This window comes from Deinococcus grandis, assembly GCF_001485435.1.
Lineage (GTDB): Bacteria > Deinococcota > Deinococci > Deinococcales > Deinococcaceae > Deinococcus > Deinococcus grandis.
This window is the reverse complement of sequence record NZ_BCMS01000001.1, coordinates 1714318-1734833: the sequence shown is the minus strand read 5'-3', so window position 1 is coordinate 1734833 and position 20516 is coordinate 1714318. Positions and strand designations below refer to the sequence as shown.

The window sequence follows — 20516 nt, the reverse complement described above, 5'->3', positions numbered from 1 at the left end:
TTTTCATACGAGCGCAGGCACGGAGGAGACCATGGCAGACAACGGCAAGCAGCACGCCCCGCACCGGGGCGACATGACCGGCGCGAAGGCCCTGTGGGCGACCCTCGCGAACCACGGGATCAGCACCGTGTTCGGGTACCCCGGCGGGGCGATCATGCCCGTGTACGACGCCCTGACCTTCTACCCCGAGGTGCGGCACGTCCTGACCCGCCACGAGCAGGGCGCCGCGCACGCCGCCGAGGGCTGGGCCAAGGCGACCGGCGAGATCGGCGTGTGCATGGCCACCAGCGGCCCCGGCGCCACGAACCTCGTGACCGGACTGGCCGACGCGATGCTCGACAGCGTGCCTCTGCTGGCGATCACCGGGAACGTCGCGTCGCACCTGATGGGCACCGACGCCTTCCAGGAGGCCGACATCACCGGCATCACGCTGCCCATCACGAAACACAACTACGTGGTGCGCGACGTCGAGGAACTGCCCCTCATCGTGGCCGAAGCGATCCGTATCGCCCGTTCGGGCCGCCCCGGCCCCGTGCTGGTGGACATCCCCAAGGACATTCAGCTGGCCGCCTTTCACGGTGAGATTCCCGCCCCGCACGCCCGCCCCGAGGCGCCCGCGCCCAGCCCCGAGAGCATCGAGCGCGCCCTGGACCTGCTGCGCGGCGCGAAGAAGCCCGTGATCATGGCGGGCGGCGGCAGCCTGGACGCCAGCGCCGAGATCACCGCGCTGGCCCGCGCGTGGGACATCCCCGTCATCACCACCCTGATGGGCCTGGGTGCGTTCCCCAGCAGCGACCCGCTGTGGCTGGGCATGCCCGGCATGCACGGGAGCGTCGCCGCGAACCGCGCGATCAGCGAGGCGGACGTCCTGCTGGGCATCGGCCTGCGCTTCGACGACCGCGTGACGGGCCGCGTCAGCGGTTTCGCGCCGAACGCCGCGATCATCCACGTGGAACTCGACGCCGCCGAGATCGGCAAGATCATCCGCACCCACGTCCCCGTGCGCGGCGACGCCCGGCAGGCCGCCCAGCTCCTCGCCGAGGGTGCCCAGCCCACCCCGCGCCCCGAATGGAAGGCCCAGATCGAGAAATGGAAGAGCCGCACCGTCACGCCCGAGACGTACGGCGCCGGGTACGCCGTGAAGGCCGTCGTGGACCGCCTGCGCCCCGACGACATCCTGAGTTCCGACGTGGGGCAGCACCAGATGCTCGCCGCGCAGCTCGCCCGCTTCGAGAAGCCCCGCCGCTGGATCAACTCCGGCGGGCTGGGCACCATGGGCTTCGGCCTGCCCGCCGCGATCGGTGCGGGCATGGCGGAGCCCGGCGTGCGCTCGGTGGTCATCGCCGGGGACGGCGGGTTCCAGATGACCGCGCAGGAACTCGCCACGCTGAAGATGTACGACGTCCGCAACGTCAAGATCTGCATCATCAACAACTCGTTCCTGGGCATGGTCCGCCAGTGGCAGGAACTCTTCCACGAGAAGCGCTACTCCGAGGTCTGGCTGGGTGACAGCAACCCCGACTTCATCAAACTCGCCGACGCCTACGACGTGCCCGGCTACCGCGCCACCACCGCCGAGGAGCTGCCCGCCGCGATCGACGCGTGGCTGAGCGACCCGAAGAGTGCCCTGCTGGAAGTCGTCGTGCCGCACGAACACGGCGTGTTCCCCATGGTGCCCGCCGGGGCCGCGCTGTACGAGATGATCGAGACCGAACCCGTCAGGAGCCCCGACCTGTCCGCGCAGATGCAGGACGCCGCCGAGGAGGCCAGCGAAGCATGACCGACACCCGAGACCACCTGCTGTCCATCCTGGTGCGCGACGAACCCCGCGTCCTGACCCGCATCACCGCCCTGTTCGGCCGCCGCGGCTACAACATCCGCAGCCTCTCGGTCGGCAGCACCGAGCACCCCGGCGTGTCCCGCATGACCATCGTCGTCAGCGGCGACCGCGGCGTGGTCGAACAGGCCATCCGCCAGCTGGAAAAACTGCACGACGTCGTCAAGATCATCGACCACAGCCTCGAGAAGTACGTGGACCGCGAACTGGTCCTCGTGAAGGTCGCCATCACCCCCGAGAGCCGCGTCGAGGTCCGCCAGATCGCCGAGGACTTCCGCAGCCGCATCGTGGACGTCGGCCGCCACGCCCTCACGTTCGAAGTCACCGGCGACGAGGGCAAGATCACCGCGTTCATCGAACAGATGCGCCCCTTCGGCATTCTGGAGACCATGCGCACCGGCCGCATCGCCCTGACCCGTGGCAGCAACGCCGACATCCCCGCCCACGTCTACCACGAGGGCGAAACGCAGGCCCTGCAACCCACCCTGGAAGTCCAGCCGCGCGAGGAACGCGCCCGCCACGTTCCCAATCTGTTCTAGGTCGATGGTTGAAAGTTGATGGTTGAAAGAAAACCGATCAACCATCAACCTCTTTGAACCCGCCTAGCCCGCCCAGACCCTGAAATCCCTTTCTGTAGGAGAATCCCGAACATGGCTGCAAAAATGTACTACGACCGCGACGTGAGCACCGCCCCCATCGAGAACAAGCTGATCGCCATCATCGGCTACGGCAGCCAGGCGCACGCGCACGCGCAGAACCTGCGGGACAGCGGCTTCAACGTCGTCGTCGGCCTGCGTGACGGCAGCGCCAGCCGCGCCAAGGCCGAACAGGCCGGCCTGCGCGTCGCCAGCATCGAGGACGCCACCAGGGAAGCCGACGTGATCATGCTCCTGATCCCCGACGAGCAGCAGCCCAGGGTGTACGAGCAGAGCATCGCCCCGAACCTCAGCGCCGGGAAGGCCCTGGCGTTCGGGCACGGCTTCAACGTGCACTTCGGCCGCATCACGCCCCCCGCCGACGTGGACGTGTTCCTCGTGGCGCCCAAGGGCCCCGGCCACATGCTGCGCCGCGTCTACGCCGACGGTGCGGGCATGCCCGGCATCTTCGCCGTGCAGCAGGACGCCACCGGCAAGGCGCGCGACATCGCCCTGGCGTACGCGAACGGCATCGGCTGCACCCGCGCCGGCGTGCTGGAAACCACCTTCAAGGAAGAGACCGAGACTGACCTGTTCGGCGAGCAGAGCGTCCTGTGCGGCGGCGTCACCCACCTGATCCAGGCGGGCTTCGAGACCCTGGTGGAAGCCGGGTACCAGCCCGAAATCGCGTACTTCGAGACCCTGCACGAGGTCAAGCTGATCGTCGACTTGATCTACGAGAAGGGCTTCGAGGGCATGCGCCACTCCATCAGCAACACCGCCGAGTTCGGCGACTACGTCACCGGTCCCCGCGTCGTGACCGCCGAGACGAAAGCCGAGATGGGCCGCGTCCTCCAGGACATCCAGACCGGCAAGTTCGCCGAGCGCTTCATCGCCGACGCCGAGGCCGGCTTCCCCTTCATGGAGGAGCAGCGCGGCAAGATGCGCGACCACACCCTGGAAGTCGTCGGGAAGGAACTGCGCGACAAGATGCCCTTCATCAACAAGAAGGCGCTGGAAGTCTAATACGGACTCCGATTGGAGGTTTTGTAAAAACCCTTCAATCCGAGCGGAGCGAGCAGGAGCAGGGCGGGTTCCGGGCGTGGAGTTGGCAACCCGGTGAGGTTCCGGGTTGATAACGAAACAGACGGAATCCGCAAACGAGGACAACAGGGGAGGGGCCGGGGGCAGCGACGCCCACCGGCCCCTCTTCCTGTGTGGATCAGCCCGGAACGGCCGCCCCGGTACGGGCCAGTGCGCGGTCCAGTCGTTCGAGCAGCAGGTCCACCTCGGCGGGCGTGATGCTCAGGGGCGGCCCCAGCAGAAGGTGATCGCCGCGCACGCCGTCCACCGCGCCGGAGCCCGGGTAGGTCAGCAGGCCTTCCTCGCGCGCGGCGGCGGCGACACGGTCGGCCAGTCCGGGCCGCTCGAAGGCCTGCCCGGTGGCCGGGTCGCCCAGCACGACGCCCAGCAGCAGCCCCTGCCCGCGCACCTCCAGGACCTGCGGGTGCCGGTCCTTCAGCCCCTCCAGACCCGCGAGGAGCTGCGTGCCGCGCTCGCGGGCCGCCTGCACCAGCTCCTCCTGCTCGACGATGTCCAGCACGCTCAGGCCCGCCGCCACGCTGACTGGATGCCCGGCGTACGTGAACCCGTGCTTGAACGCGCCGCTGCCGTCCATGACCGTGCCGTACACCTCGGGGCTGGCCATCAGGCCCGCCAGGGGCGCGTAGCCCGCCGCGAGGCCCTTGCCCAGCACGACGATGTCCGGCGTGACGTCTCCGCCCAGCCGCACGGCCAGCGGCGCGCCGCAGCGGCCCATGCCGCTCATGACCTCGTCCGCGACGAACAGCACGCCGTACTCCCGGCAGATCGCCGCGATCCGCGCGTGATACCCGGCATTCGGGGCGAGCGCCGCGTCCGACGCACCCACCACCGGTTCGCAGATGAACGCCGCCACTGAGTCCGGCCCGGCGGCCTCCAGCACCGCGCGCAGCCGCTCGGCGTCCTCCTCGCCACTCAGGGTCGGGTCGGGTTTCGGCATCTTCGGCCAGGCGTCCTCGCGGATCAGGGGCGCGTACACCTCGCGCCGCGCGCCCATCCCCGACGCGGCCAGCGCGCCCAGCGACGCCCCGTGGTAACTGGGCACCCGCGTGATCACCTTGAAGCGCCCCGGCTCGCCCCGCTCCACGTGGTACTGCCGGGCGAGTTTGATCGCACTCTCGTTTGCCTCGGAGCCGCCCGACACCGCCCAGAAGCGGAAGGCGGGCAGGTCCAGGAACGCCGCGAGGCGCGACGCGTACGCCTCGAGCACGTCACTCGTGAACTGCGAACCGTGCACGAACGCCAGCCGCGACGCCTGCTCGGCCATCGCCTGCGCGACCTGCGTGCGGCCATGCCCGATGTTCGCTACGAGCGCCCCCGACGATCCGTCCAGGAGCGACCGGCCCTCCTGCGTCTCGATGAACACGCCCCCGGCGCGCACGGCGACCGGGTACGACTTGCTGCTGCGGTAGAACACGTTCGACATAACTATCCTTTCCGGCCCGCGCAGGGCCGGGCGTTTACCAGGTGTCGCCGCCGCCGGGAGGAGGCCACGCCCCCAGCGCCTGCCGCACCGTCACCACCTGCCCGAAGTGATGCGCGGTGTGCAGCGCCATGTCCGCCAGCAGCTCCCCGATGGTCTCCTCGTGGTTCACGGGGTTGGACAGGTCCGGGCGGGCCGCGTGCGGGTCGATGCGGGCCAGCAGCTCGTAGAACTCGTTCTTCACGCGCGGCCAGTCACTCGCCTGCACCTCGGGCCAGGTGTCCGAGGCGTGCTTCGGGTACGGCTGGGCCATACCCATCTCGATGATGTCCAGCATCCAGCGGTTCCACCAGTTCACGTGCGCCACGAGCTGCGCGACGCTGTGCGGCAGGCCCGCCGGGCGGGTGGTGGCCTGCTCGTCGGTCAGGCCGCTCAGGGACGCCTCGACGCCCACGAACGCCTGTCCCCCACGGAACAGTTTCGGCAGGAGCCGGGCGAACGCGAGCTGCGAGCGTTGATTGCGAGAGTCATCCGTCATGCGACCAGTGTCCCAGATTGCGGCGAGAAACGAGAATGGGAGGATGGAACCCCAACCGTCCGACAAGGTCACGACCCTGCCCGACCTGGGCCTGACGCTTCAGGCCGCCGCCGATACTCCAGACGTGGTGGGCGCGATCTTCGGGCATACGGGCCTCCTGCTGCACGACACGGACCTGGGCGCCGACTTCCTGAATCTGCGGACGGGCCTGCTGGGCGAGCTGTTCCAGAAGTTCGTGAACTATCGCCTGCCCGTCGCGGTGGTCGTGCCCGACCCGGCCCGGTACGGCGAGCGGTTCGCGGAACTGGCCCGCGAGCACGCCCGCCATTCCCTCATCCGCTTCGTGCCGGACGAGGCGGCGGGGCGGGCGTGGCTGCGTGGGCAACCCTGACCCGACCCCGCGCGCCCTCATACGGATTCCGTTTGTTTCATTGACAGATCGGAAGATCACCGATCTGCCAACTCCACGTCCGGAACCCGTTTCGCTCCTGCTCGCATCCGCTCGGGTTGAACGTTTTTGCAAACCTTTCAACCGGAGTCGAGATCAGTAGCGCTGCGCGATGGTCTTCGTCTGCAGGAACCAGAACAGGTAGTCCGGGCCGCCCACCTTGGCGTTCGTGCCGCTCATGCCGTACCCGCCGAAGGCGTGCGTGCCGCTCAGCGCGCCCGTGCACTTGCGGTTCACGTACAGGTTCCCGACGTGAATCTTTTTGCGGGCCTCGTCGATCTTGCGGGGGTCGCGGGAGTAGAACGCGGCGGTCAGGCCGTACTCGCTGTCGTTCGCCAGCTCGATGGCGTGCTGCCAGTCGCGCGCCTTCGTGAACGCCAGGACGGGGCCGAAGATCTCCTCCTGGAACAGGGCGTCGTCGGCGGGCACGTCCGCGAGGATGGTGGGGGCCACGTAGCCGCCCACGCGCTCGCCCACGTCGGGCGTCTCGCCGCCCAGCAGCAGGCGCACGCGGCCCTGCCCCTCCTGCACGTACGTCTGGATGCGCTCGGCGCTGCCCTGCGTGATCACCGGACCCAGGTCGGCGTTCTCCTCGGGGAGGCCCACCTTCAGGCCGCGGGCCTTCTCGACCACGCGGGCCAGCAGGTCGTCGTACACGCTCTCCTCGGCGATCACGCGGGAGCAGGCGCTGCACTTCTGCCCGCTGTACCCGAACGCCGCCTGCACGATCCCGGTCGCGGCGGCCTCTAGGTCACCGTCGGCGCACACGACCGTCGGGTCCTTCCCGCCCATCTCGGCGATGACGCGCTTGAGCCACTTCTGGCCCGGCTGCACCCGCGCGGCCCGCTCGTAGATGCGGCAGCCGATCTCCTTGCTGCCCGTGAACGCGATCATCCGCACGCCGGGATGATCCACCAGGGGGTCGCCCAGCACGTCGTCCGTACCCGTCAGGAACTGCACGGTCCCGCGCGGCAGCCCGGCCTCGAACAGCAGTTCGATCATCAGGTACGACGACAGCGGCGTCTCGGACGCGGGCTTCCAGAGGACGGTGTTCCCGGCGGCCAGCGCGCCCAGCGCCATGCCCAGCGGAATCGCGCTGGGGAAGTTCCAGGGGCTGATGCAGGCCACGACGCCCAGCGGCTCGTACACGGTGGTGACGTGCTCGTCCGGCATGGGGTACACGGGCTTGCCGGTCGCCCAGCGCATCGTTTCCCGCGCGAAGACCTCGAAGTGGTCCACGGACTCGGCGACCTCGCCGTCCGCCTCGAACCAGTTCTTGCCGTTCTCCAGGGTCATGACGGCGTTGAATTCCATGCGGCGCGCGCGCAGCAGCTCGGCGGCCCGCTTGAAGATCGTGGCGCGCTGGAACGGCTCGGTGAAACGCCACTCCTCGAACGCCGCCTGCGCCGCCTGCACGGCCTCGCCCAGCTGCGCCGGGGTGGCCTTCTGGAAGGACCAGACGACCTCGCGCGTGTCGGCGGGGTTGCGGACGTCGAAGGTGCCCTCGCCCTGCACCTCCTGCCCGTCCACGATCAGCGGGAACGTCCGGCCGAGGTACTGCTCGCGGACCTGCGTGAACGCGGCGCGCTGACGCTCGGCGACCTGCGCGTCCTTGAAGTTGAAGTACGGTTCATGCTCGAAGGGAAGGAACCCTTCCATCAGGGTGCTGCTCATACGGACCTCCTTGTGGTTGCCGCGAGGCTAACACACCCGCCTGGGGGGTGAGGAAACACGCTGTCAGACGCTCAAAATGGCGATTCCTGAGGTGCGGGGCGGTCGCTGAAAGGCACCACTTTCCTGTCAATTGAAAGGTGGGCTGTCCGCCGCCCGGCAGTCACGCCACAGTCACGCCACGCGCTGCACCATCAGCCTGGGCCAGCGCCCCCGCGCGGCCCCCGACCCGGAGGTTCAGCATGCACGTCCCCACCCTGCCCAGCGGCACCCACCCCATCGGCAACTACCGCGTGCAGCCCGCGCCGCCCGACTACCGGCTCCAGGTGCAGTGCGCCGGGCAGTGGCACCCCGTCACGCCGCACCCCGGCGAGGACACCCGCACCCTGATCACGCTGCTCCAGAGTCCCTACTGCGCCGTGCAGGACGGCTGGATCACCGGCGCCCGCTCACCCCTGGGCTGAGGCGTCCCGGGTCGAGGGGTCCTGCGCTCCACCGTCCTGCGCTTCACCATGCCGGGCCGAGCGGGCCGCCCACAGCGCCGCGCCGATCAGCCCGGCGTCCGCGCCCAGTGCCGCGTGCACGACCTCGGGCCGGTAGCGCTCCGGGAACGCCGCCAGCGCCTCCTGCACGCGGGTCCGGTAGCCGGGGCGCAGGCCCACGCTGCCGCCCAGCGCTGCGCGCGTCACGCCCAGCAGCGCCGCGATGTCCGCGATCTTCCACGCCAGCCCCGCCGCCGAGTGCCGGTACTCCGCGTCTGCCGTTGCGTCTCCGGCGTCGGCGGCGTCGCACAGCGCGCGGGCATCCGCGAAGCCCAGCGCCGCCGCGCGGGCGTTCAGGGCCGTGCCGCTCGACTCGAACTCCAGCGGCGCCAGCTGACCGGCCGGGGTGAGCGCCCCCGCGTGCCAGTGGGACGGAACCGTGACGAAGCCCAGCTCGGCGTCCAGGCCGTTCCCGGCCAGATGCAGCCGCCCGCCCAGCACCAGACCCGCCCCGACCCCCGTGCTGACCGTCACGAACATGAACTCGGTCGTGCCCTGGCCTGCGCCCGCCGCGAACTCGCCCCACGCGGCGGCCCGCGCGTCGTTCAGCGCCGCGCACGGCAGGCCCAGCCCCGCGCCCAGCCGCTCCGCCAGGGGAATGTCCACCCAGCCGGGGAACGTGTGGGTGGCCGTGGCCGTCACGCGCCCCCGCGCCACCGCGCCCGCGCAGGCCACGCCCACCGCCCCGGCCCGCGCCGCCAGGGGCCGCGCCAGCTCCAGCGCCGCTGTGATCACCGCGTCCGGCGTGGCCGGGCGGGGCGTGCGGGCCTCCACGCGGTCCAGCACCCGCCCGCCCTGCACGAGCGCCGCACGCAGGCTCGTCCCCCCGATATCCAGGGCCAGCAGGGGAGAGGGGTCAGCGGGGCGGTCATTCAGAGGGCCGGTCGTCACGCGCGCATTCTGCCACCCGGCCACACCGGCGCCCGAAGGGACGTGCAGACGCCACCCACGACGCGCCCAGCCTTGACTGGTCCAGCCATGATGGGCGCGCCCCCGGCTGAACAGATCGGGGGCGCGCGGGCCGGGTCAGTGCCCGCCGTGGGTCACTCGACGCGGGTCTCGACGGTGATGTCGCTGTTCAGGCTCGCCGCGACCGAGCAGTACTTCTCGTGGCTGAGGTGCGCGGCCTTGCTCAGGGCCTCCTCGGTCACGCCCTCGCCGCTGGCGATGTGCCGCACCGTGATCGTCGTGTAGCGTTTGGGGTCGGTGTCGGCCCGCTCGCCCTCGACCTCGATGCGGTAGCTGCTCAGGGGCGTGCGGCGTTTTTTCATAATCTCCACGACGTCGTACGCCGTGCAGGTCGCCAGCGCGCCCAGCAGCGCCTCCATGGGGGACACGCCGATCTTGGTGGGGCTGTTGTCGATCAGCAGCTGGTGGCCGCTCTCGCTGACGCCCAGGTAACGTTGCTCGCCGAGCCAGGTGACGTTCAGGGTCTTCTTCATGCGGTCACGCTAGCGTCCCGCGCGGCCCGTCACTGTGGGCCTGTCCGGGCAGGCCGTCCGCGTCGCTCGTGTCGGGCATGCCCGGCGCAGCCATGTCCAGGTCGTCCATGCCCTTCAGGTCGCTTAGGCCGTCCGAGTCGTCCCCGGCGTCCTCTTCCAGTTCCGGCAGGCGCACGCGGAACGTCGCGCCGCCGCCCGGCGTGTCGGTCACGTCGATCACGCCGCCGTGCGCGGTGACGACCTGCTGCGCGATCGTCAGGCCCAGCCCGGCCGACCCGGCCTCCTTGCCCCGGTAGAACTTGTCGAAGATGCGCGGCTTGACGGCGTCCGGCACGCCGGGCCCGCGGTCCACGACCCGCACCTCGATCTCGCCCGCGCGGGGTTCCATCTCCAGCCGCACGAGATTCGCGTTCCCGGTCACGCGGATCGCGTTCGTCACGAGATTCACGAACACCTGCGTCAGGCGGCCCGGGTCCCCCACGATCTCGTAGTTGCCCTCGGGGGCCTGCACGCCGTAGTCGCGGCCCACCTGCCGCAGCAGGTTCCCCAGGTTCGTGAAGTGCATCTCGATGCTCTGCACGAGCTCCCCGCGCGACAGCTGCAGCAGGTCGTTCACGAGCCGCGTCATGTTCTCCGCGACGCGCTGCGCGTCCTGAAGGGTCTGACTGCCGCCCGCCTCGCGCTCGGCGCGGCGCAGGTACCCGTGCAGGGCCGTCAGGGGCGTGCGCAGCTCGTGGCTGGTCTCTGCCAGGAACGTCTTCTGGAGGTTCAGGGCCTCCTCGAGCTGCTTGGCCTGGATCTCCAGACGCTGACTCTGCCGCTCGGCGGTGTTGCGAAGCCGCTCGACCTCGTCCAGGCGGGCGCGCAGCCGGTCGTTCAGTTCGCGGACCTCGCGCTCGGCCCGTTCCCGCTGCGTGCGGGTCTCGACCTCGTTCAGCGCGCGGCGGATGCTGGACGGCAGCCGCTCCAGGCGCTGCTTGAGGATGTAGTCCGTGACGCCCTCACGCAGGGTGTCCACGGCCGTCTCCTCGCCCATCGCGCCGGTCACGATGATGAACGGCACGCTGGGCGCCTGCGCGTGCGCGGCCCGGAAGGCACTCAGGCCGTCGTAGCTGGGCAGCGCGAAATCACTCAGGATCAGGTGGGGGCGAACCTCGCTCAGCGCCCGCAGGAACTCCGGTTCGTCCTCGACACGCGTGAAGTCCACCGGCCAGGGCAGTTCCGTCTCGACATGCATGGTGACGAGTTCATGATCGAGTTCGCTGTCCTCGAGGTGCAGGACGCGCAGCGGCTCACCGCTGCCGGGCAGGGCGTCGGTCATGCCGGGCCCCGCAGCGGCAGCGTGACGCTGAAGGTGGCGCCCTCGCCGGGGCGGCCCTCGGCGCTCACGCGGCCGCCGTGACGGGTGACGATGCGGCGGACGTTGGCGAGGCCGATGCCGATGCCCTCGAATTCCTCGGCGCGGTGCAGTCGTTGAAACACGCCAAACAGTTTATCCACGTAGCGCGGATCGAACCCCAGACCGTTGTCGCTGACGTTCACCGTCACTTCATGTTCCCTCGCCTGCGCGCTGACCGTCACCCGCGCCTCCTCCCGGCCCCGCGAGTACTTGATCGCGTTGCTCAGCAGGTTCGTGAACACGAGCCCCAGCAGCGACTCGTCGCCCTGCACGGTCGGCAGCGCGTCCGGCAGCGTCAGCGTCACCACCCGCCCGGCCCGGTCGGGTTCCAGCCCCTGCCAGCTCGACTCGATCACGCGGCGCAGGTCCACCGGCACCTGCCGCATCTCCTGACGGCCCATGCGGGAGAACGACAGCAGATCGTCGATCAGCTGACTCATGCGGCTGGCCGAGTCCTTGATGACCGTCAGGTACCGCTGCCCCTTCGGCGTCAGGCTGTCCCCCGTCTCGCGGGCCAGCAGGTCCCCGAACCCCACGATGTGCCGCAGCGGCGTGCGCAGGTCGTGGCTGACCGAGTAGCTGAACGCCTCCAGTTCCCGGTTCGCGCTCTCCAGTTCCAGCGTGCGCTGCTGCACCCGTTCCTCCAGCGACTGGTTCAGCGCCTGCAGGTCCGCCTGAGCCGCCAGCACCCGCTCCTGCAGGCGGTCGTTCGTCAGGGCCGACGCGAAACGCCCCGCGAGTTCCTGCGCGAGATCCTGATCCCGCGCCGTCAGCGCCTGCCGGTACAGCAGCCCCAGCACGCCGCTGAGCGTCCCGTCCCGCCCGGTCAGCGGGTAGAACAGCGCGCCCGTGGCACTCACGCGGTGCAGCGCCGGGTCCGCGCCGATGAACACCGGATCCTCGCTGTCCATCACCCGCTCGATGGCGCCTCCCGCCACCACCTGGAACGCCGCCGAATGCCACGTCGCCGACGGGGACGACGCCGCCACCAGCTGCGTGGGATCCACGGTCCACAGCGCGCCGCTGTCCACGAAGCGCCCGTCCAGCCGCGCCAGCGCCGCCCGGTACCGGTCGTGCCGCAGGTGACTGGGATCGTCACTGCGCGCCGAGAGCTGCTCGGACACGTCCGCCAGCAGTCGCGCGGTCTGCTCGGCGTACACCTGATCGTCCACGTCCGTGCTCGTCCCCACCCACTCCATGACCAGCCCGTCCCCGTCCAGCACCGGCAGACCACGCGTCACGAACGCCCGGTACTGCCCGTCGGCGCGCAGCAGGCGGTGCTCGGCCTCGAACGGCCGCCCGGACGCCAGGGCCGCCTGCCAGCCCCGCAGGTAATCCGCGCGGTCCTCCGGGTGGATCAGGCTGCTCAGCGGCTGCGCGGCCCGGGCCTCGCCCACGAACTCCGCCCAGCGGCGGTTGAAGTACACGTGCGCGCCGCGCGGATCGGTCAGCCACACGATCTGCGGCATGCCCTCCAGCACCGCCCGGTAGCGTTCCTCGTTGCGCTGCGCGCGCCGCTCGGCCAGCAGCCGGTCGTGAATGTCCGTCGCGGTCGTCACCCACGCGCTCACCTGATCGTCCGGCCCGCCCGGGTCCCGCACCGGATTGACCCGCACCTGGAACCAGCGCGCGCCCTGCGGGGTGCTCAGTGCCCACTCGCTGCTCGCGTCGCGGCCACTGGCGAGCACCTGCTCCCGCCACTGCGCGAACGCCGCGCGTTCCTCCGGGTTCAGGTGCTCGGCGAGGTCCACGCCGCCCAGCCGCTCCTGATGCGCGAGGTTCCGGTACCGCACCCGCCCGCTGCGGCCCGACAGCTGCACCACGCTGGGCAGCGCGTCCAGCACCGCGCGCGAGCGGCGTTCCTCGGCCTGCACCGCCTGCTCGGCCTGCACCCGCTCGCGGATGTCCCGCACGACCTCCAGCAGGCCCAGCAGCGTGCCGTCCGGCGCGAGCACCTCACTGCGCTGCGCCTCACCGGAAAAGACCGTTCCGTCCGCCCGCACGTAACTCGTGGACAGCGGCTCGAACCGGCTGCGGCCGTCCAGGCGCCGGTCGGCGTGAATGACGCCCAGCGGACGGCCCTCCAGGTCGTCCCGGCCCAGCCAGTCCCGCAGCGCGCGGTTCACCAGCCGCACGCGGCCCTCGGCGTCCGTGAACACCGCCGCGTCCTGCATGGACTGGAAGATCGCCTCGAACTCCGCGCGGGCCGCCTCCTGCAGCGACCGGGCGTGCGCCAGCGACACGTTCAGCCGCTCGGCGCGCCCACGGGCGTCCACCTGCGCCTTCACGATCCGGAACGCGAAGCCCGCCAGCAGCAGCCCCAGCAGCGCGATCAGGTACGGCACGAACGCCGCCTGATCCCGCCCGAAGGTGCCGCCCGCACTGAATTCCAGCGTCCACGGCTGCCCGATCAGCGAGAACGACGACCGCGTCGTGAACGGCCCGGCCTCCAGCGCACTCCCGCCGCCCAGCGGCTGCCCGGCCAGCCGGACCCGCACGTTCAGGTTCCCGGGCGCCCCGCCTTCCGGTTCCAGCCCCCGCAGGAACGACGGGGCGTCCACCGCCATGTACATGAACCCGCCGCGCCCGGCGGCCTCCTGCACCGGCAGCATCACCAGGAACCCCGCAAGGGGCGCGCCGTCCGGGCCGCGCTGTACCAGCCGTAGCGGCGCCGTCGCCTGCGCCCGACCCGTCACGAGCGCCGCCCGCATCGCCGCGCGGCGCAGGGGTTCGCTGTTCAGGTCGAAACCCAGCGCCGCGAGATTCACGGCAGTCGGCGGCGCGATCCGCGCGATGATCACCCGCTCCTCCTGCACGTCCCCGCCGTCTCGCAAGGTCAGGTCCGGCGACACGCTGCGGCGCAGTTCGGCCAGCAGCGCCGCCGCCTGCCCGCGCGCCACGCGCTGCCCGAACCCGACCGCCTGCACGCCCTGGTACCGCTGCGCGAGGTCCAGCCCGCCCACGTACTGCGCGAACTGCGCCTCGGTGGCGCTCGGGCCGACCGTCTGCCAGCTCGAACGGGTGGCCTCCAGCAGCCGCTCGTACACGAGGACGCGGTCCTGCAGCGCCTGCGTGAACGCCCCGGCCTCCCGCTCGAACCGCCCGCGCTGCTGCTCCCGGGCGAACGAATGCACCGCGTACGCGATGAGCAGCGACAGCAGCACGATCACCAGCATGACCAGCGCCGGCACCTGACGGCCCCCCAGCGTTCTCGTCCGCAGGCGCGTCACGGCGTCCGCCCCGCTCCAGCATCAGCACCGGTACCGGCTCCGGCCGTCCCGGTCAGCGCGTCCAGGAACACCCGCACCGGCACGTCCGCGCCCGTCCAGGCGGTGAACGCCAGCCGCGCCTGATGGGCCAGCATCCCCAGGCCGTTCTCGGCACCCAGGCCATGCGCGCGGGCCTCAAGCATCAGGCGCGTCTCGGCCGGTCTATACACCATGTCGTACACGAGCGCCCCGGCCGGGAGCCGCGCCAGGAACGCGGCGTCCAGCGGCGTCTGCCCCGGGTTGTTCAGGCCCGCGCTGCTGGCATTGATCACCAGTGGCGCGTCCGCCCACGGCACGTCCTGCGGGGCGGCGGCCTGCACCTCGCCGTATGGCCGGAACGCCGCCGCGAGCGCCCGTGCGCGGTCCAGCGTACGGTTCACGATCCACGCCCGGGCCCGCAGGTCCCGCAGCGCCACGAACGCCGCCGCACGCGCCGCCCCGCCCGCCCCCAGGATCACGACCGGCACGCCCGACCCCAGGTCCGGCAGGCCCGCGTCCCGCAGCGCCGCCAGCAGCCCCGGCGCGTCCGTGTTCTCGCCGCGCAGCTGCCCATCCCGGTGAACGACGGTGTTCACCGCGCCGATCGCACGCGCCGCGTCACTCAGGGAGTCCAGCAGCGGCAGCGCCGCCTCCTTGTGCGGCAGGCTGAGGTTCGCGCCCAGCACGTCCGGCGCGCGCAGCCCCGCGACGGCCGCCGCCAGCTCACCGGCGGGCACGCGCCGGGCCTCGTACGTGCCGGGCAGCCCCGCGTACGCGAACGCCGCGCCATGCATGCGCGGCGACAGCGAGTGCGCCGCCGGGTCCGCGAACAGGAAGGCACGCTGGGTCGTCGGAAAGTCCGGCACAGTCACCCGCCCAGTCTAGGGCACGGCCGTTTTCCGGAACGCCCGGACCCCCCCGGGCGCCGCGGGCAGGTTCGCGCCGGGGGGCGCATCCCGTATCCTGCCGGTATGGGTTTCGTCCTTCGGCTGCTGGTGAACGCACTGGCCCTGTACCTCCTGACCCGCGTGTACGGCGGCGTGAGCTTCGCGCCCGGCGCGGACCTGCTGAGCGTGCTGATCGCCGCGCTCGTCATGGGCATCGTGAACGCCCTGGTGCGCCCCGTGCTGCTGCTGCTGTCGCTGCCCGTGAACGTCCTGACGCTGGGCCTGTTCACGCTGGTCGTGAACGGCGTCGTGCTGTGGCTGGTGGCCGCCGCGACCGCCCTGAACGTCGCGGGCTTCGGCGCGGCCGTCATCGGCGCGGTCGTGCTGGCCGTCATCTCCTGGGTGCTGGACGCCGCCGTGCGCGCCCTGGGCCTGGAGAAGGACCAGTGACCGCCGCCGTGCTCCCGACCGTCCTGACCAGCACGGACGACCTGCGCGCCCGGCTGCGCGCGCGGCGCGTGGCGTTCGTGCCCACCATGGGCTACCTGCACGACGGGCACGCCACCCTGATCCGCGCGGCGCGCGCCGCGGCGGGCCCCGACGGGCTGGTCGCCGTGAGCGTGTTCGTGAACCCCCTGCAGTTCGGCCCGGCCGAGGACCTCAGCCGCTACCCGCGCGACCTGGACCGCGACCTGCGGGTCGCCGCGCAGGCCGGAGCGGACGTGCTGTTCCACCCGGACGTGGCGACCATGTACCCGCAGGGCTACAGCACCAGCGTCACCGTGACCGGCGTCAGCGACGGCCTGGACGGCGCGGCCCGCCCCGGGCACTTCACGGGCGTCGCCACGGTCGTCCTGAAACTCCTGAACCTCGTGCAGCCCGACGTGGCGCTGTTCGGCGAGAAGGACTGGCAGCAGCTGGCCGTCGTGCGCCGCATGGTCCGCGACCTGAACGTCCCCGTCAGCATCCAGGGTGTCCCCACCGTCCGCGCCGCGTCCGGGCTGGCCCTGAGCAGCCGCAACACCTACCTGACCGCCGAGCAGCAGGACCGCGCGACCATCCTCTCGCGGGCGCTGCGCGCCGTGCAGGCCGCGTACGCGACCGGTGAACGCCGCGCGGACGCGCTGGAAGCCGCCGGTCACGCGGTCCTCACGCTGGAACCCGAACTGGCCCTGGAGTACCTCACGGTCGTCGGGGGGGATATGCAGACGCCGGAAATCATGGACAATGACCCCATGAATCGCGTCTTGGTGGCGGCCCGCCTCTTCGGGGTGCGCCTGATCGACAACATGCCCCTCGGGGAACCCCAGTGACCCTCGACGAACTCCTGCGCGAGATGGTCGGCCGCCGCGCCAGCGACGTGCACCTCCAGGCGGGCAGTCCCCCCATGGGCCGCATCGACGGTCAGCTCGTGCCGTTCGGCACGCAGCCGCTCATGCCGCCCGACACCATGCTGCTGGCGCAGTCCCTGATGAACGCCGACCAGTGGGACGACTTCACGTACCGCAACGAACTCGACCTCGCGTACAGCGTGTCCGGCCTGGGCCGCTTCCGCTGCAACGTCTTCCGGCAGCGCGGCGCGGTCGGCATGGTCATGCGCATCGTTTCCGACGCCATTCCCGGCTTCGAGGCGCTGGGCCTCCCCGCGGACGTCATGCGCGGCCTCGCCGAGCACGCCCGCGGCCTGATCCTCGTGACCGGCCCCACCGGGTCGGGAAAGAGCACCACCCTGGCCAGCCTGATCGACCACATCAACCGCGCGTACGCGTACAACATCATCACCATCGAGGACCCCATCGAGATCCTCCACAAGAACAAGAAGAGCATCGTCGTGCAGCGCGAGGTCGGCAGCGACACCCGCGACTTCCGCACCGCCCTGAAGTACGCCATGCGCCAGGACCCGGACGTCATCATGATCGGCGAGATGCGCGACAAGGAAACCGTCGAGGCCGCCCTGAGCGCCGCGCAGACCGGGCACCTGGTCGTCAGCACGCTGCACACCCAGGACGCCGTGCGCAGCGTGAACCGCATCATCGACTTCTTCCCGCCCTTCGAACGCGAACAGGTGCGCCTCCAGATGGCCGAATCGCTCGTCGGGATCGTCAGCCAGCGCCTGCTGCGCCGCGCCGACGGCGTGGGCCGCGTCCTGGGCCTCGAAATCCTCCTGAATACCCCCCTGATCCAGGAGTACATCAAGGACGAGAACAAGACCCCGCTGATCAAGGACGCCCTGATCGAGGACAACATCCGCGGGATGCACACCTTCGACCAGCACCTCGTGCAGCTGTACCGCAACACCCTGATCACCATGGACGAGGCCCTCGCTGCGGCGACCAGCCCGCACGAACTGAAACTGATGGTCACCCGCAGCGGCTTCACGTTCTGACCCGACTTTCCCTTGGGCGCGGCGCATCCCCGTCTTCCGGGTGCGCCGCGCCCGCGTCTGGTGCCGAGGATGTGCCCGGGCTCAGGGATGTGCCGGGGCTCAGGCCAGGCCGCAGGCCCGCTGCACGAGCAGGTGCAGTTCGTCGCGGCCCAGGCGGCGCACCTCCAGCGGCAGGTCGCCCGGCAGGTCACTCAGGCCCGGCACGATCGGCACGTAGCGCAGCTCGGGGCGGCAGATCAGGTCGCGCGCGGTGGTCAGGGCCAGCGTGAAGTCCACGCGCAGTTCGAAGTGGGCGTTCAGTTCGGCGCGCAGCGGGTCCGGGTCCCCCGCGAGCAGCGCCACAAGGGCCGGGTGGGGCGCGAAGCCGTCCTCCAAGTGCCGGGCGGTGCGGGTCACGTCCAGGAAAACGCCCGCGCCGCTCAGGACGTACCCGCTCACGCGGCGGCGGCACAGATCTGGGCTGTCGCCGCGCACCAGCGTCACCTGCCGCCCTGCGCGGGCCGCGCCGCCCAGCAGCGCCCACAGCCGCCCCAGGCTGGAGTAGCGGGCCAGTTCGACGTGCCCCGCCGGTCGGTGTGGGAGGGGCCGGGTGGGGCGTTCGCTGGCGGGGGTGGGCACGGCCGCATCGTACGGCGCGGGGCGGGTGCGTGAAGGTGACGTGAAGCGGAACCGGGCGCGTCCTCGCAGTCCGGGCGTCCTTGAACGCGGTACAAGATCAGCATGACGAGCACGCCTGACCCGAGCGCCCTCCTGGCCGGCCTGGACCTGCGGGCCCTCGCCGCGCTGAGCGAGCGCGTGGACCTGCCCGCGCTGCTGGGCGCCGCCTCCCGCCTGAACGACCGGCAGCTGGGCCAGCTGACCCGCATGCTGAGCGGACCGCACGACGACCACAGCACCCTGCCCGCACCGGACGGGGACTTCCTGGGCCAGCTGGGCACGCTGAAGCCCGACGAGAGGCAGACCGCCGCGGACGTGCGGGCGTTCATGGAGACGCACGTCGCGCCGATCATGAACGAGTACTGGAACCGCGACGAGTTCCCCCGCCAGCTCATCCCGGAGCTGCGCCGCCTGGACCTGCTGCGCCGCATCTGGAACGAGGACGGCACCCGCAAACCCAACGCGACCGTGCTGGAGGGCCTGATCACCCTGGAGGCCTGCCGGGTGGACGTCAGCACCGCCGTGTTCTTCGGCGTGCACGCGGGACTGGCGTTCGCGTCCGTGGCGCTGGGCGGCAGCGACGAGCAGAAGGCCGAGTGGCTGCCGAAGATGCTGGACCTGGAGATGATCGGCGCGTTCGGCCTGACCGAACCCGAGGGCGGCAGTCAGGTCAGCCAGGGCATGCGCACCACCTGCCGCCGCGACGGGGACCGCTGGATCCTGCGCGGGCAGAAGAAATGGATCGGGAACAGCACCTTCAGCGACTTCACCGTGATCTGGGCGCGGGACGTGGACGGCGGCGAGGTGCGCGGCTTCATCGTCCGCGCGGGCACCCCCGGGTACAGCGTCGAGAAGATCCAGGGCAAGACCGCGCTGCGCATCGTCGAGAACGGCCTGATCACCCTGGACGACTGCGCCGTGCCCGACAGCGACCGCCTCCAGAACGTGCAGGGCTGGCGGACCACCGCCGAGGTGCTGAAACTCACCCGCGCGGGCGTCGCGTGGCAGGGCGTGGGCTGCGCCATGGGCGCCTACGAACTGGCCCTCGCGTACGCGCAGACCCGCGAGCAGTTCGGCAAGCGCATCGGGGAATTCCAGCTCATCCAGAACCACCTCGTGCACATGCTGGGCAACGTGACCGGCATGCTGGCCCTGTGCCTGCGCCTGAGCCACCTGGCCGACGCGGGCGACATGCGCGACGAACACGCCGCCCTGGCCAAGGTCGTCACGGCCGCCCGCTGCCGCGAGACGGTCGCGCTGGCCCGCGAGACCTTCGGCGGGAACGGCATCCTGCTCGAGTACGGCGTGGCGAAGCACTTCGCGGACACCGAGGCCATCTACTCCTACGAGGGCACCAACGAGATCAACACCCTGGTCGTGGGCCGCGCCATCACCGGCCTGAGCGCCTTCGTGTAACCCCGCCCGCCTGCCGGGAGAGGTTGTGCGAGGGTGTGGGATCGACTGCCCTCGCGCCGCACCCCGGCCTCCTATGCTGACCGGTGTGACCTCCGAGCCGCCCGTCCGCGCCCGCCGATCCGTCCGCCTCTCGCCGCGTGTCCGCACGTGGCTGGTGGCGGTCCTCTCACTGCTCGGCGGGTACGTGATCGCCACGGCGCGGCAGGTGGCGGTGCGGCCCCCGCTGGTGCTGGGGCAGGACGCGGTCAGTTCCCCGCAGAGCCGGGAGGCCCGCGTGACGCTGGAACAGGCGGGCGGCCCGGTCATCCGCATTCGCCCGCAGAATGGCGATGCGAGCACGCTGCTGGTGTTCTATCCCGGCGGACTGGTGCGTCCGCAGGCGTACGAGTGGCTGGGCCGCGCCCTGGCCGATCAGGGCGTCGAGACGGTCATCCCGGCCTTCCCGCTCGATCTGGCCGTCACGGCCGCTGGCCGCGCCGACGCCCTGATCGGCGCGTACGGGGACGGGAAGCGCGTGGTGATCGCCGGGCACTCGCTGGGCGGCGCGATGGCCGCGCAGTACGCCGCCCGGCACCCCGGCAAGGTCGCGGGCCTGATCCTGATGGCCGCGTACCCCGCCGGGAACGTGACCCTGAAGGACCAGACGCTGCCCGTCCTGTCCCTGCTGGCCGAGCGTGACGGCGTCGCCGCTCCCGAGGATGTGCGCGGCGGCCTGGACCGCCTGCCTGCGGGCACCACCCTGACCGTCATTCCCGGCGCGGTGCACGCCTTCTTCGGCCGCTACGGCCCGCAGCGGGGCGACGGGCAGCCGGACGTGAACCGCGCGCAGGCGGAAGGTGACATCCTGAACGCCGTGCAGACCTACCTGACCGGACTGCGCTGACCC

At 71.2% G+C, this 20516-nt stretch carries 19 protein-coding genes; 10 read left to right on the top strand and 9 right to left on the bottom strand.

What is annotated here, in order from left to right; all coding sequences use genetic code 11:
* Positions 1-31: 31 nt before the first annotated feature.
* The 3 genes from ilvB (at position 32) to ilvC (ending at position 3498) form a co-directional block, all read left to right on the top strand.
* Positions 32-1780 carry a biosynthetic-type acetolactate synthase large subunit gene (ilvB, locus tag DEIGR_RS08550; protein WP_058976576.1) on the top strand — a complete coding sequence of 583 codons (1749 nt, stop codon included), beginning with the start codon at positions 32-34 and terminating at the stop codon, positions 1778-1780.
* A complete protein-coding gene (gene ilvN, locus DEIGR_RS08545) occupies positions 1777-2376 on the top strand; it encodes an acetolactate synthase small subunit (protein ID WP_058976575.1) in 600 nt (199 codons plus the stop codon). The genes ilvB and ilvN overlap by 4 nt, the downstream gene beginning before the upstream one ends.
* 111 nt (positions 2377-2487) lie before the next feature.
* A complete protein-coding gene (gene ilvC / locus DEIGR_RS08540; RefSeq protein ID WP_058976574.1) occupies positions 2488-3498 on the top strand; it encodes a ketol-acid reductoisomerase in 1011 nt (336 codons plus the stop codon).
* Between the two features lie 196 nt (positions 3499-3694).
* On the opposite strand, the gene DEIGR_RS08535 is transcribed toward ilvC, so the two are convergent.
* A complete protein-coding gene (locus DEIGR_RS08535) occupies positions 3695-4999 on the bottom strand; it encodes an aminotransferase family protein (RefSeq protein WP_058976573.1) in 1305 nt (434 codons plus the stop codon).
* A 34-nt stretch (positions 5000-5033) separates the two neighbouring features.
* The gene (locus tag DEIGR_RS08530; protein WP_058976572.1) at positions 5034-5534 is read right to left on the bottom strand and encodes a DinB family protein; all 501 of its coding nucleotides are present in this window, start codon (positions 5532-5534) and stop codon (positions 5034-5036) included.
* A gap of 43 nt (positions 5535-5577) precedes the next feature.
* Here DEIGR_RS08530 and DEIGR_RS08525 point away from each other — a divergent pair, with 43 nt between their 5' ends.
* On the top strand, positions 5578-5925 hold the full coding sequence (locus DEIGR_RS08525) for a DUF4180 domain-containing protein (RefSeq protein ID WP_058976571.1): 348 nt from the start codon (positions 5578-5580) through the stop codon (positions 5923-5925).
* A gap of 153 nt (positions 5926-6078) precedes the next feature.
* Here the strand turns inward: DEIGR_RS08525 and DEIGR_RS08520 are convergent, their stop codons facing one another.
* Complete coding sequence (locus DEIGR_RS08520; RefSeq protein WP_058976570.1) at positions 6079-7656, bottom strand: L-glutamate gamma-semialdehyde dehydrogenase; 1578 nt, start codon at positions 7654-7656, stop codon at positions 6079-6081.
* 239 nt (positions 7657-7895) lie between these two features.
* Between DEIGR_RS08520 and DEIGR_RS08515 the strand changes: the two genes are divergently transcribed.
* Complete coding sequence (locus DEIGR_RS08515; RefSeq protein ID WP_058976569.1) at positions 7896-8117, top strand: hypothetical protein; 222 nt, start codon at positions 7896-7898, stop codon at positions 8115-8117.
* Here the strand turns inward: DEIGR_RS08515 and DEIGR_RS08510 are convergent.
* The 5 genes from DEIGR_RS08510 to aroE form a co-directional block, all read right to left on the bottom strand.
* Entirely contained in the window at positions 8103-9086 is a 984-nt protein-coding gene (locus DEIGR_RS08510; protein WP_236704708.1) for an ROK family protein, read from the bottom strand. The genes DEIGR_RS08515 and DEIGR_RS08510 overlap by 15 nt on opposite strands.
* A gap of 152 nt (positions 9087-9238) precedes the next feature.
* Positions 9239-9637, bottom strand: a complete 399-nt coding sequence (locus tag DEIGR_RS08505; protein WP_058976568.1) for an OsmC family protein — start codon at positions 9635-9637, stop codon at positions 9239-9241.
* A gap of 4 nt (positions 9638-9641) precedes the next feature.
* On the bottom strand, positions 9642-10958 hold the full coding sequence (locus DEIGR_RS08500) for a sensor histidine kinase (protein WP_083523977.1): 1317 nt from the start codon (positions 10956-10958) through the stop codon (positions 9642-9644).
* Positions 10955-14266: a CHASE domain-containing protein gene (locus DEIGR_RS08495; protein ID WP_236704707.1), complete on the bottom strand. Its 3312-nt coding sequence runs from the start codon at positions 14264-14266 to the stop codon at positions 10955-10957. The genes DEIGR_RS08500 and DEIGR_RS08495 overlap by 4 nt, the downstream gene beginning before the upstream one ends.
* Complete coding sequence (aroE, locus tag DEIGR_RS08490; RefSeq protein WP_236704706.1) at positions 14263-15156, bottom strand: shikimate dehydrogenase; 894 nt, start codon at positions 15154-15156, stop codon at positions 14263-14265. Before aroE ends, DEIGR_RS08495 begins: the two co-directional genes overlap by 4 nt.
* A 99-nt stretch (positions 15157-15255) precedes the next feature.
* Between aroE and DEIGR_RS08485 the strand changes: the two genes are divergently transcribed.
* From DEIGR_RS08485 to DEIGR_RS08475, 3 genes are read left to right on the top strand one after another with little or no spacing between them, the layout of a single operon-like run.
* Positions 15256-15621, top strand: a complete 366-nt coding sequence (locus DEIGR_RS08485; protein ID WP_058976567.1) for a phage holin family protein — start codon at positions 15256-15258, stop codon at positions 15619-15621.
* Entirely contained in the window at positions 15618-16484 is an 867-nt protein-coding gene (gene panC / locus DEIGR_RS08480; RefSeq protein ID WP_236704705.1) for a pantoate--beta-alanine ligase, read from the top strand. The genes DEIGR_RS08485 and panC overlap by 4 nt, the downstream gene beginning before the upstream one ends.
* Positions 16481-17557, top strand: coding sequence for a type IV pilus twitching motility protein PilT (locus tag DEIGR_RS08475; protein ID WP_058976566.1), 1077 nt, complete (start codon positions 16481-16483; stop codon positions 17555-17557). Before panC ends, DEIGR_RS08475 begins: the two co-directional genes overlap by 4 nt.
* Positions 17558-17656: 99 nt before the next feature.
* Here the strand turns inward: DEIGR_RS08475 and DEIGR_RS08470 are convergent, their stop codons facing one another.
* Positions 17657-18175 carry a hypothetical protein gene (locus tag DEIGR_RS08470; protein WP_058976565.1) on the bottom strand — a complete coding sequence of 173 codons (519 nt, stop codon included), beginning with the start codon at positions 18173-18175 and terminating at the stop codon, positions 17657-17659.
* A gap of 102 nt (positions 18176-18277) precedes the next feature.
* Between DEIGR_RS08470 and DEIGR_RS08465 the strand changes: the two genes are divergently transcribed.
* Together DEIGR_RS08465 and DEIGR_RS08460 are read left to right on the top strand one after the other, a co-directional pair.
* On the top strand, positions 18278-19630 hold the full coding sequence (locus tag DEIGR_RS08465; RefSeq protein ID WP_058976564.1) for an acyl-CoA dehydrogenase family protein: 1353 nt from the start codon (positions 18278-18280) through the stop codon (positions 19628-19630).
* An 85-nt stretch (positions 19631-19715) separates the two neighbouring features.
* Positions 19716-20513, top strand: a complete 798-nt coding sequence (locus DEIGR_RS08460) for an alpha/beta fold hydrolase (protein WP_236704704.1) — start codon at positions 19716-19718, stop codon at positions 20511-20513.
* The last annotated feature ends 3 nt before the right edge of the window (positions 20514-20516 follow it).